Here is a 12,042-nt window from a genome sequence, read left to right as displayed (position 1 = left end):
AATAAAATGACACATATGTCACTATCATTATCGATATATTTTTTGGATGTGTCAATTAATTTTTTATGAACATTCCATGACTAAGAAGCTCTTTTACAGATTGAACCCATTCTTCCTGTGTTAGAGAAAGTTGATTTGGTATTTCGATTGAATGGAAGATAAAGCTTAAGATTAATTCATCTGGGATATGTTCTTTTAATACTTTTTCTTCTCTTCCGCGCTTGATAAAAGACTTTAAATGCTCATATATTTCAAGATGGAGATCTCTTAGTTGTTCTTTTTTTATTTTCACCGTTTCATTAACGGTTCCTAAAATCCGGTTTGCCGTTATCAGAATACGACGGATTTTACTATGCGTGAACATAATAGTTAGGAGATATTCGAATTGGGTATCAAAGTTACGATAATGTTTTATCTTTTTTAGGTCTGTTAAAAATTGATTCATTTCAAAAAATGTATAATCTGTTATTAATTCAACTTTATTCTCGTAGTATTTATAAATGGTGCCTCTTGATACTTGCAAGCGATCTGCTAATATGCTGAAGGTAAACCCTTCATAACCGTGGCTAAGTAGGATATCTTTAGTCGATTGAAATAGTTCTTCCTTTGAAAATTTCCGTTCGCGAGCCATGTTTTCACCTCCCTATCATTATAATGAAATACGTAACGTTAAACAAAGGGATTCTTCTCGAGAACAGTGAAATAATATGGGAGGGACGGCTTTGGCTAAGCATGCTTTCACTTTTCGTTTAAGCATGCGATAATGAAGAAAACAATTGATGGGATGAAAATATGACGACAACAATTGACTTATATGTAAAACAGCAGCAGATAGCAAAATACAAAAAAGGATATCCGTTAATTCATAATGAAGTAGTAACGAATTCAGAGGAGCTAAAAAAGGAAGGTAGTATTTTTAACTTAAGGGATCAGAAAAACCAATTTATTGCAAAAGGGTACTATGGGAAACAGAATAAAGGACTTGGTTGGGTACTGTCATACAAGCAAAATGAAAAAATTGACTTTGTATTCTTTAAAACGAAAATAGAACAAGCCATGGAAAAAAGGAAGAATTTTTACATGGATCCAAACACAAATGCCTTTCGAATTTTTAATGGAGAAGGGGATGGCGTTGGTGGATTAACCATTGATAATTTCGACGGTTATTATTTGATCAATTGGTATAGTGAGGGAATTTATACATTCAAAGATGTGGTCATTCGCGCATTGGATGAGCTGGGAGATTACAGGGCCATTTATCAAAAAAGGCGATTCAATACGAAAGGCCAGTATATTGATGACGATGATTTTGTGAAAGGTGAGCGTGGTGAGTTTCCGATTATTGTACAAGAAAACGGGATGAATTATGCTGTTTACTTAAATGACGGGGCTATGGTTGGGATTTTTCTTGACCAGCGTGATGTCAGAAGGGTGATCCGGGATAAGTATGCAAACGGGAAAAATGTGCTAAATACTTTTTCGTATACAGGTGCATTTTCGATAGCTGCAGCTGTTGGTGGTGCTTTAAAAACAACTAGTGTTGACCTTGCTAAGCGTAGTAAAAGCAAGACAATTGAGCAATTTAGTGTGAACGGAATTGACTTTGAGCAACAGGATATTATCGTAATGGATGTATTCGATTATTTTAAATATGCAAAGCGAAAAAAATTGAAGTTTGATTTAGTTGTCTTAGATCCACCAAGCTTTGCACGCTCGAAAAAGCGCACATTTTCGACGGCTAAGGATTACCCTGTATTAATAAAGGATACAATTGATATCACTGAAAAAGATGGTGTTATTGTTGCTTCCACAAATAACGCGACTTTCGGAATGAAAAAGTTCAAAGGATTCATCGATAAAGCCTTCAAGGAAATGAACGTAACATATAAAATATTAGAAGAACATACACTGCCAAGTGATTTTTCTGTTTATCCTAGTTTTCCTCAGGGTGATTATTTAAAAGTAGTGATTGTGCAGAAGATTGGATGAGGGAAGGGGCGATAGGAAATATCAGATCTCCTATTGCCTTATTCCACATAATGGATAAACACTTAATTTTACTTTCAAAGAGAATTTACATCATCAAGCGGCCCGAAAAAGGCTGTTGGTTTATTTCACAGCCTTTTACTTCAATTGTTGTTTCGTGTAACTTGAATTCCATTGTGGTCAACCTCTAACGATTCAATCTGGTAATTAGGAAACATTATTTTCATTTGTTTCGCTATGTTATGGCCTTCCCCCTTAGGTATAAATGATATCATCGTAGGACCAGCCCCGCTAATAACAGTTCCATAAGCTCCATATTTTTTCGCCTTACTTTTGATGTCGTGATAATGCGAGATGAGATCTGCCCGATAAGGTTCATGAAATAAATCATTCTCCATCATTTTACCTGCTAATTTATAATCGCCGGTTAATAGGGACGCTATCATGAGATTGCTAATACTACTTGCTTCAGTAGCCTTTTCTCGAGTGAAGCTGTCTGGAAGTACCTTTCTAGCTGCTTCTGTTTTTAGTTCAACATTCGGAATATAAACGACTACATCAATATCGAGTGTTGGCAATTGTAAATATTCTTTTTTTTCATCCATTGTTTTAGCGGTTATAATAAATCCTCCAAATACAACGGCGGCAACGTTATCAGGATGGCCCTCAATTTCAATGCCGTACTGCAGTTTTTCCTTAGGTGTTAGGGCGAGATTACATAGCTGATTAGCCAGTTCAATCCCAGCCATAACGGCGGAAGCACTACTGCCCAGACCACGGGCCAAAGGGATTTCACTGTCTACTGTTATTTTACACATTGGCATGGAACGATTATGCCGTTTAGCAATGCGCTCGGCAATTTGAAAAATAAAATGATCTTCATGATTGCTGAAGTTAGGAAGTAATGGGGAGCGGTGTTCAAACTCCCATTTGTCATGCTCAACAACTTCCAATGTCAAATAACGATTTAAGGCTATACCTGCTGAATCAAAGCATGGCCCGATATTTGCCGAGCTAGCTGGTAGAGAAAGGCGGAACATATTCATGATTTCACCACATCTGTTATATAAGCGGTGACAGCCTCTTCATCGTTTGGTAGTGAGACAGGGTCAACATGCAGTTGTTCAACTACTGTCTGTGGGTCTTTTAACCCGTTTCCTGTAAGGACAGCTACGACTTTGCTGCCTTTCTCAATCGTTCCATTTTCACATTGCTGCATCAAACCTGCAATTGAAGCGCAAGATCCAGGTTCAGCAAAAACACCCTCTTTTTGTGCCAAAAGTGTAAATGCATTGATGATTTCTTCATCGGAAACGGAGGCGATTTTTCCATTGGATTCATCACGTGCGTTGACAGCTAGATTCCAGCTTGCAGGATTTCCAATACGGATAGCCGTGGCAACGGTCTCTGGTTGAGGGATGACTTTGTTTTGCACGATTGCTGCTGCTCCTTCAGCCTCAAAGCCAAACATTTTTGGTAGACCTGTTTGTTTCTCCTCGTGGTATTCTTTAAATCCCTTCCAATAGGCACTAATATTTCCCGCGTTACCTACTGGAATAGTGAGGATATCTGGTGCCCATCCAAGTTGATCACAGATTTCGAATGCCGCTGTTTTTTGCCCTTCTAATCGGTAAGGATTTACGGAATTGACAAGCGTAACTGGGGCATTTTCACTTACTTTTCGGACCATTTTTAATGCATCATCAAAGTTTCCATCAATTTCAACAATCTCAGCACCATACATCATGGCTTGAGCAAGTTTTCCTAGGGCTACTTTACCCTTAGGAATAACAATGATTGCGCGCATACCAGCCCTTGCTGCATATGCTGCAGCTGAAGCCGATGTGTTCCCAGTAGAGGCACAGATTACTGATGTACTCCCTTCTTCTTGCGCCTTCGCAACGGCCATAACCATTCCTCTATCTTTAAACGAGCCGGTTGGATTTGCTCCCTCAACCTTTCCGTATAGTTCCACGCCTAATTTTTTTGACAGATGTGGAAAGTGAATAAGCGGGGTATTACCCTCTTTCAGCGTAAGGGCGGGTGTTGCTTCTGATATAGGTAAAAATTCCGCATAATGTTTTAGTAATCCTGGCCAATTCATTTTTCAGCATCTCCTTCAACGCGAAAAGTACTTTCTACACTTTCCACTACATCTAGGTTGTTCAGTTTATCCATGGATTCCTTAAAATTCAATAAAGCGGTTCTGTGTGTAACAAGAACTACTTCGGCTAATTCATTTTTCGTGCGGGGTGTTTGTAAGATGCGCTCAAAGCTGATATCCATTTGATTAAAGAGATCGGAAATTGCGGCAAAAGCGCCAACCTCATCTTTAACATGCATCCGTATATAATGTTGCCCAAAACGTTGCTCAGGAGGGGTTAATTCTTTCCTGAAACGTGGCGAAACAAATCGTCTCCCATTAACACCTAAACGCATATTGGTAATGACTGTTACAACATCAGACATGATAGCTGTAGCAGTTGGCAGACTACCAGCCCCAGCCCCATAAAACATTGTTTCACCAACAGCCTCTCCATTTACATAAACTGCATTGTATTCATTTTTAACAGAGGACAATGGATGTTGATTTGATAGAAATGTAGGTTGAACACTGACCTCCACATTATGATTTTGGCAATGGGCGTATCCAATTAATTTCATCGTGTAGCCTAGTTTTTTACCATATTGCAAATCTGCTAGTGCTAGATTTGAAATCCCATTTACTTCTACATCGGATAGTTCAACATCTGTGGAAAATGCAAGTCGGGCCAAGATTGCCATCTTTCTTGCAGCATCCAATCCTTCCACGTCAGCTGTCGGATCGGCCTCTGCAAAACCAAGTTGCTGTGCTTCTTCCAGTGCACTTTCATAGGTGACACCTTCTTGATTCATTTTCGTTAATATGTAATTGGTTGTGCCGTTTACAATGCCCATTACCTGCTGTATACGATCCGAAACAAGACCATCTGATAAACCGCGTAAAATCGGTATACCTCCAGCGACACTTGCTTCGTAAAATAGATCGCATTGATTCTTGCTAGCAGCATCTTGTAATTCTGGACCATGTAGAGCAATTAAATCTTTATTTGCTGTAACGACATGTTTCTTAGTTGCGAATGCTTCAAGAATATGTTTGCGTGCTTCTTCTATTCCACCCATTACCTCGACAACAACATCGACTTCGGGATTGTGCAATACGTCATTGGGGTCGGTTGTGAGGTATGCTTGATCGACTTGGACATCACGTGCTTTTTCTAAGTTACGAACTAACACACTTTTTACGTTTACACCACAGCCAAGCTGGTGTACAAGCTCTTCCTGATGATCCTCAATCAACTTAATCACCCCAGAACCGACTACTCCTAATCCCAATAAACCAATAGATACGTTATTTCTCATATTTCCACCCCGTTTTCCAAAATATTAAGACACCCATTCATGATATTACTAGATATTTTAAACATCACATAGGTAGATAGCAAGCGTTTTTTGCATAATTATTTGAAAAGTTTGATGAAATCGCTTACAGGTAAATGATGCTTTTGGAGGTTTCAATTGTTAATGAGAGCAGTTGACGAGAACATCGACCCGAGAACGAGAACATCGACCCGAGAACGAGAACATCGACCCGAGAACGAGAACATCAACCCGAAACGCGAAAACATCGACCCGAAAATGAGAACATCAACCCGAAACGCGAGAACATCGACCCGAGAACGAGAACATCGACCCGAGAACGAGAACATCAACCCGAAACGCAAAACATCGACCCGAAAATGAGAACATCAACTCGTGCGCGAAATTATCAACCTGATCAAGATTCCAGCAGAGAGCAATTCTATAGTTACGTCGCAATTTATAGATATTGTGTAAAAGACAACAACCTTTTTAGAAAACAACTAATCTAGTGAAAAGTTCCTCGCTAATTGAATTTTTATGCAGCAAGTTAGTTTGAAAAGTAAAATTGAGATTAATGGATCAACTATAAAAAGACATGAGCTATGCTCGTGTCTTTTTGTATTTGGATATAGAAAAACCTCCGTACATAGAAAACAATGCTGTGCCTAGCGCGACAATTACGAGTAATCCCCCAATGGTTGGATTTTGTTCAACTGATGCCTGTTCGATGACTACTCCGCCGATTAGTGAACCGATTGCGATACCAAGATGTAGTGCTGAATTGTTCAGGCTCTGCTGTATGTCAGAAGTCTCTGGGGATGTTTCGATAAGATAGCTTTGCATAGCTGGCGAAATAGCCCAGCTCATTGCACCCCAAATGACCATGACAACCAGGAATACCGGTACGGAAAATGTAGTATATGGGATTGTGAAGATCGCAAATCCAAACACAATAATAGCTGTGATGATCGTTCGCTTTGTCCCCATTACATCTGCCAATGTACCACCAAATCCTCCACCACTTACTGCTGCTATGCCGAAAATTAGATAGATGATACTTATCCATGTTCCCTCAAGCCCCATAGTTGTTTTTACAAAGGGGGTCAAATAAGCATATAAGGTTGTGTGTCCTGCTAAGAAAAGAAATGTTGTAGCTTGTGCGAAAAATATTTTTTTGTTTTTTAATGTTGCTAACTGCTGGCCAATTGGGATTGATGGTTTTGGCTTAATCCTATCCATAAAGAAATAGACAGCTGCAATTGAAAAAGCAGTTAACACGCTAATAAGTATAAAAGGTGCCCGCCAGCCAAAAGCGTTACCTAATACTAATCCAATTGGGATACCTAACACAAGTGAGGCGCTGACGCCCATGGAAACAATTCCGATTGCCCGTCCACGATATTTGGGGTCAACAATACTTGGAGCCATTGTTAAACATAATATGATCAGTAACCCTCCACTTGTTGCAGATATGACCCGTCCGGTAAACAGTATGCTATAAGATGGGCTGAAAACTGTTATGATGTTTCCCAGTAAAAATATGATTAAAGAAATTAATGTTAAGCGTTTCCGTTCTATTTTCGCTGTTAAAATTAATAATATTGGTGAAACAATAGCAAAGATCAGTGAAAATATGGTAATTAAAAAGCCGGCCTGTCCAAGACTGACATTTAAATCCTCTGCTATTAAATCCAATATTCCCCCAATAATTAATTCAACCATCCCAATAACAAAGGCAATGATCATTAAGAAATAAACACGTTTGTTCATATTTATGCTTCCTCTCTGTTGTGTACCATTACAATAATAATTTTTAATGGAATGAAAGACAAGCATAAATGGGGTAATAGTTTTTCTTTCGCCAAAATTTTATAACAATATATCTAAAACATTTGGTAATTTTTGTCGATAATAAGGGGAAATGTGACCATGAGTACATGGAAACTATGGCTTTTCCGAAATAGATTGTTAGGAAGGTATGAAATTTCTAGTTAAAAGAAGGAGTAGTAAACAATGAAAAGAGAAAGAGATAAACTAATGCACTATATAGCTGGTGGGGTTATCGTTTTAGCAATTGTAGTAAATATTTTAGGCAGGTATTTTCATTTATTTAATTATTCTCATGGTGGTGGCAGATTTGTTAGTTCACATGAGATTGAAGCCCAATTTGGTTTAGCGCAAAATGTATTATTGTTATTACCTATTTTATTCTTTCTAGTAAGCCTATTTTTTTATGTCAAAGGTAAAGAACGTCAATACATTCCCGTTTTGTTAACGTTGGCGCTAACTTTTGGAAGTATTGCGATTATCTCCGGGGGGAGTGGTAGAGTAGAATTTCACTTTAGCATATTTATGGTAGTTGCTGCTTTAGGTTATTATCAAGATATTAAATTAATACTGATGATGACGATAATCTTTGCTATTCAACATATACTTGGGCTGCTTATTTTTCCAGAATTGGTATTTGGTGTAGAGCACTATATGTTTTCAATGTTTATCTGGCATGTTATATTTTTAGTTCTCACATCGAGTGCGGTTAGCTGGCAGGTGTATAGTGGCAAGAGGATAGAAAACTTTTACAAACAAAAACAGCAAGAACAGCGAAGGAATATTATCAATGAGATCGTTGGTCGCTTATCAATTACTTCTAGTCAAATTTCAAAGGTTTCAGATACACTTTCAGGCAATGCAAAACAATCACATAATGCAAGTGCGCAATTAGCCAGTTCTATGGAGGAAGTTGCAAGTGGTACCGAACAACAACTAGAAATCATTCAGGATAATATAGATGTGAATTCTGAAATAGATAATGGGATTCAACATATTAACCACACAGCGCAAACAGTTTCCCAAAACTCTAGCTCATCTGCAGAGAAAGCTAATTATGGAAGCAGCTTAATTGAAGACCTATTGGCACAGATGAAAGAAATTAATGCAGATGTTGACGATTCCTACTCTACGATTAAAGAACTTCACCAACGTTCCCAATCTATTGAAGGAATTGTTGGAGTGATCTCAGATATAGCAGATCAGACCAATCTATTAGCGCTAAATGCCTCCATTGAATCAGCAAGGGCTGGTGAGTATGGGAAGGGATTTGCAGTTGTAGCTGATGAAGTAAGAAGCTTAGCCGAACAGTCATTGGAATCATCGAAAAATATTTCAGGAATTATTGAGGAAATGTTAAAGGAATCAGACGAATCAGTTCAATCAATGAAAAATGTAAAAGATTCAACTACAGAAGGATTGAAAATAGCCCAAAATTCAAACGAAGTATTCTCTCATATTTCCGAGGTATCAAATGAAGTAGCATCGCAAATTCAAGGCGTCTCAACGTTGACAGAGGATTTGACTTCTTCATCAGGAAAGGTAAACAAGACAATGAAGACCATTTCTCAATCTGTGCAGCAATCTGTCGCTGGAACGAAAGAAGGTATCAAATCGACAGATCAGCAGTATAAGCTAACTGAAACGACATTTGATGTATCCAAGGAATTGAATGATTTAACAACAGAATTGGAGGATATCATTAACAAACTCAAAAGCTAGCGAACAAAAGACACGAGTCTACACTCGTGTCTTTTCGTTTATTAGAATGAATTAAACGCTGTACTTCCTGCTCTAATTTTAAAAGTTAATTGCAGATTAGTGCTTATTTTTCATTTGAGAAATGAGCACTAATTTTATATTTATATTGACGGTGTTGTTTATCTGTTATATTATATGTATAACAGATATCACAAAAGGAGTATGATTAGATGTGTATATAAAGTTGGATTTCGAATCAAATGAACCAATTTATACGCAATTAAAGCATCAAATTATTGCGGGTATTGCTAAAACTGAGCTTAAAGCGGGTGAGGGCCTGCCATCTGTTCGAGCTTTGGCGGCAGATATCGGAATCAATCTTCACACAGTAAACAAGGCGTATCAGCAACTGAAACAGGAAGGATTTATTTTGATACATCGGCAAAAAGGAGTCGTTGTAAACCCAGATGGCATACCACAGGCGGACGAGGATTATCGGAACGGGTTAAAGACCACATTACATCCATTGATTGCTGAATCAGTTTGTCGAGGAATCAGTGAACAGGAATTTATCCATTATTGTAGTCAATTATTTATGGAATTTCATGAGGGAGAGGGTGAGAAAAAATGAACATGAATATAGGGATTTTCTTATTAATTGCAATTATGATACCAGTGTTCATATCGTTTATGTTTATCCCATATTGGACCAGAAGAACAGAAAGTTTTGGGGTTTCCATCCCGGAAAAAGTGTATCATCATTTCGAAATCAAAGCGATGCGTAAACAATATACGATTATTATGGGAATGCTTAGTGTTGTAGTATTAGGTGTGTTTTTACTACTGTCAACTATGATTAAAGCAAGTGAAAATGCACTCAGTATTTTGTTTAGTTGTTTCATTTTAATTTATATCGTGTTTGGGTTTTTCGTTTACTTACGATACCATAACAAAATGAAATTACGGAAAGGAGAAGAAAACTGGTCAGGAGAAAAATCACAGCTTGTTGTTGTTGATACAGGATTCCACAAGCAAAAGATTACGTTTTCTAATCTATGGTTTTTGCTGCCATTTACAGTTGCTATCGTTACGATGATTATGATGCTAAATGCTTATCAGCAAATTCCAGATAGGATCCCGATGCAATATAACTTTTCTGGGGAAGTGACTAATTATGCGGATAAATCATATCGATCCGTTCTCTTTATGCCGATCATGCAAGTATATTTAACGTTGCTTTTTCTGCTTATAAATACCATTATCAGTAAAGCTAAACAACAGGTAAGTGCGGAGAATCCAGAGAAGTCAATGAGACAAAATATTACATTTAGAAGAAGATGGTCAGCATTTACGATTATTTCTGGAATCATGTTAATCCTTATGTTTTCTTTGCTGCAACTTTCCTATATTTATCCGATTAACCAACAAGTGCTTATGATTGTACCGCTAGTACTAACATTTGCCATTGTGATAGGGGCTATCGTTTTATCGGTAACAACTGGCCAAGGTGGAAGCAGAGTAAAAATGGGTAAAGGTGAAGACGGAACAATGATTGATCGCGATGATGACCGGTATTGGAAGCTTGGACAATTTTACTTTAACAAAAATGATCCGGCGTTGTTTTTAGAAAAACGGTTTGGAGTAGGTTGGACCAATAATTGGGCCCATCCATTATCATGGATCATACTTATCGCGATTATCGGTATAGCAGTTGGGTTGCCTATATTACTAGGGGTCTAGTACTTCATAAAAGGAAGGATTTAATGAAAAGATTATTAAAAGGGATTGCCGTTATTTTAATAACTTTTATGACAATGGGGTGCGATGATAATATGAAAAAGGATGAAGATCAAACGAAAGATAATGTTATGATGGCCAATATAGCCGGTACATGGAAAGGTCAAATCGAAACACCGGGCCAGCCTTTAGAAATCATTCTGAATTTTTCTGAAGGTGAAGAAAGGAATGGAACAATTAGTATTCCAATACAAAACGTTGAAAATATTCCTTTATCTGATATTGTGCTGAAGAGTAATAAGGTTTCGTTTATGATGCCACTACCTGGTCAGAGTATAAACTTTGAAGGGACATTGGAATCGAATGAGTTACGCGGGATATTTACACAAAATGGCCAAAGTTTCCCCTTTGTAGTTGAAAAGGGTGCAACAAATAACCAAGCGGAATCAGGGCAAGAGAATGAGGATTTCCTTTCAATTCAAACAAATAGTGGTGTACTGTACGGTTCCATCCTAGTTCCAAAGAAAGAAGATAAATCTCCTGTTGCTCTAATCATTCCAGGTTCCGGACCAACCGACCGCAATGGAAATGCATTGGGGTTACCTGGTAAAAATAATAGTTTGCAGCTTCTTGCCGAAGGATTAGCTGACAATGGAATCGCAAGTTTACGTTATGATAAACGCGGTGCAGGGAAAAATATTGAGGCCACAATAGCGGAAGAAGATATGCGATTTGATCAATTTGTTACCGATGCAAAACAATGGATAACAAAGCTAAAACAAGATGACCGATTTACAGATGTCATTGTGATTGGTCATAGTCAAGGGTCGCTTGTTGGGATGATGGCTGCGGAGAACTCTGATGTGAGTGCATTTATTTCGCTTGCTGGTGCAGGTCGTTCCATTGATCAGGTTTTAATAGAGCAGATAAAAACGTTACCTGATAATTTGTATGAGGAAAGCCAGGCCATCTTGGAGCAGTTGAAGCAAGGGGGAATTGTCAATAACGTAAGCAACGAATTACTAAGTATTTTTAGACCAAGTGTTCAACCATTTTTAATTTCGTGGATGCAATATAATCCAACTGACGAAATAAAACAACTTGGTATTCCATCATTAATTGTAAATGGAAAAAACGATTTACAAGTGCCTGTTGATGATGCAAAAAGACTTGCTGAAGCGAAACCAGATGCTACAACTCTTTTGATCGACAAAATGAATCATGTATTAAAAGAAGCTCCGACAGATAGAGAAGGTAACATGGCTGCATATTCCGACCCATCACTCTCATTAGCAGAGGGCTTCCTGGAAGGGATCATCGAATTTCTAGGTGAACATGACATCGTTGTAAAATAAAAATGCTGTTGCCGGGCAGAAAGCAATAATCACA

General features: G+C 38.0%; 11 protein-coding genes. 6 read left to right on the top strand and 5 right to left on the bottom strand.

The genetic code is table 11. The annotated features are described in order from the left end of the window. Window positions 1-55: 55 nt before the first annotated feature. Window positions 56-631 (bottom strand): TetR/AcrR family transcriptional regulator, encoded by a 576-nt coding sequence (locus tag C8270_RS02810; protein ID WP_106495258.1) that lies wholly within the window; start codon window positions 629-631, stop codon window positions 56-58. Window positions 632-792: 161 nt separating this feature from the next. Here C8270_RS02810 and C8270_RS02805 point away from each other — a divergent pair, with 161 nt between their 5' ends. Continuing rightward, a complete protein-coding gene (locus C8270_RS02805) occupies window positions 793-1,989 on the top strand; it encodes a class I SAM-dependent rRNA methyltransferase (RefSeq protein ID WP_106495255.1) in 1,197 nt (398 codons plus the stop codon). A gap of 140 nt (window positions 1,990-2,129) precedes the next feature. Here the strand turns inward: C8270_RS02805 and thrB are convergent, their stop codons facing one another. Genes thrB through C8270_RS02790 form a run of 3 tightly spaced genes read right to left on the bottom strand, consistent with a single transcriptional unit; the run spans window position 2,130 to window position 5,388 of the window. Next, entirely contained in the window at window positions 2,130-3,032 is a 903-nt protein-coding gene (gene thrB / locus C8270_RS02800) for a homoserine kinase (RefSeq protein WP_106495253.1), read from the bottom strand. Further along, window positions 3,029-4,090, bottom strand: coding sequence for a threonine synthase (gene thrC, locus C8270_RS02795; RefSeq protein ID WP_106495250.1), 1,062 nt, complete (start codon window positions 4,088-4,090; stop codon window positions 3,029-3,031). The genes thrB and thrC overlap by 4 nt, the downstream gene beginning before the upstream one ends. Next, the gene (locus tag C8270_RS02790) at window positions 4,087-5,388 is read right to left on the bottom strand and encodes a homoserine dehydrogenase (RefSeq protein WP_106495247.1); all 1,302 of its coding nucleotides are present in this window, start codon (window positions 5,386-5,388) and stop codon (window positions 4,087-4,089) included. Before C8270_RS02790 ends, thrC begins: the two co-directional genes overlap by 4 nt. Window positions 5,389-5,544: 156 nt before the next feature. On the opposite strand from C8270_RS02790, the gene C8270_RS19680 reads away from it, so the two are divergent. Beyond that, a complete protein-coding gene (locus tag C8270_RS19680; RefSeq protein WP_158701578.1) occupies window positions 5,545-5,769 on the top strand; it encodes a hypothetical protein in 225 nt (74 codons plus the stop codon). 219 nt (window positions 5,770-5,988) lie between these two features. Here C8270_RS19680 and C8270_RS02785 read toward each other — a convergent pair whose 3' ends face one another. After that, window positions 5,989-7,158, bottom strand: a complete 1,170-nt coding sequence (locus C8270_RS02785; RefSeq protein WP_106495246.1) for an MFS transporter — start codon at window positions 7,156-7,158, stop codon at window positions 5,989-5,991. Between the two features lie 243 nt (window positions 7,159-7,401). Between C8270_RS02785 and C8270_RS02780 the strand changes: the two genes are divergently transcribed. The 4 genes from C8270_RS02780 to C8270_RS02765 all read left to right on the top strand — a co-directional run bounded on the left by C8270_RS02780 (window position 7,402) and on the right by C8270_RS02765 (window position 12,008). Beyond that, a complete protein-coding gene (locus C8270_RS02780) occupies window positions 7,402-8,937 on the top strand; it encodes a methyl-accepting chemotaxis protein (RefSeq protein ID WP_106495244.1) in 1,536 nt (511 codons plus the stop codon). 211 nt (window positions 8,938-9,148) lie between these two features. After that, the gene (locus C8270_RS02775; protein WP_106495242.1) at window positions 9,149-9,547 is read left to right on the top strand and encodes a GntR family transcriptional regulator; all 399 of its coding nucleotides are present in this window, start codon (window positions 9,149-9,151) and stop codon (window positions 9,545-9,547) included. Continuing rightward, entirely contained in the window at window positions 9,544-10,656 is a 1,113-nt protein-coding gene (locus C8270_RS02770) for a DUF1648 domain-containing protein (protein WP_234028466.1), read from the top strand. Before C8270_RS02775 ends, C8270_RS02770 begins: the two co-directional genes overlap by 4 nt. 23 nt (window positions 10,657-10,679) lie before the next feature. After that, entirely contained in the window at window positions 10,680-12,008 is a 1,329-nt protein-coding gene (locus tag C8270_RS02765; RefSeq protein WP_106495239.1) for an alpha/beta hydrolase, read from the top strand. Window positions 12,009-12,042 lie beyond the last annotated feature (34 nt).

This window comes from Lentibacillus sp. Marseille-P4043 (assembly GCF_900258515.1).
In the GTDB taxonomy this organism is placed as follows: domain Bacteria; phylum Bacillota; class Bacilli; order Bacillales; family Amphibacillaceae; genus Lentibacillus_C.
This window is presented reverse-complemented; position numbering and strand designations above follow the sequence as displayed.

Excerpts from the sequence above, each read along its gene's own strand:
- C8270_RS02780 (WP_106495244.1), top strand. The coding sequence starts at position 7,402 with ATGAAAAGAGAAAGAGATAAACTAATGCACTATATAGCTGGTGGGGTT.
- C8270_RS02810 (WP_106495258.1), bottom strand. The coding sequence starts at position 631 with ATGGCTCGCGAACGGAAATTTTCAAAGGAAGAACTATTTCAATCGACT.
- C8270_RS02790 (WP_106495247.1), bottom strand. The coding sequence starts at position 5,388 with ATGAGAAATAACGTATCTATTGGTTTATTGGGATTAGGAGTAGTCGGT.
- C8270_RS02785 (WP_106495246.1), bottom strand. The coding sequence starts at position 7,158 with ATGAACAAACGTGTTTATTTCTTAATGATCATTGCCTTTGTTATTGGG.
- C8270_RS02805 (WP_106495255.1), top strand. The coding sequence starts at position 793 with ATGACGACAACAATTGACTTATATGTAAAACAGCAGCAGATAGCAAAA.
- C8270_RS02770 (WP_234028466.1), top strand. The coding sequence starts at position 9,544 with ATGAACATGAATATAGGGATTTTCTTATTAATTGCAATTATGATACCA.
- thrB (WP_106495253.1), bottom strand. The coding sequence starts at position 3,032 with ATGAATATGTTCCGCCTTTCTCTACCAGCTAGCTCGGCAAATATCGGG.
- thrC (WP_106495250.1), bottom strand. The coding sequence starts at position 4,090 with ATGAATTGGCCAGGATTACTAAAACATTATGCGGAATTTTTACCTATA.
- C8270_RS02765 (WP_106495239.1), top strand. The coding sequence starts at position 10,680 with ATGAAAAGATTATTAAAAGGGATTGCCGTTATTTTAATAACTTTTATG.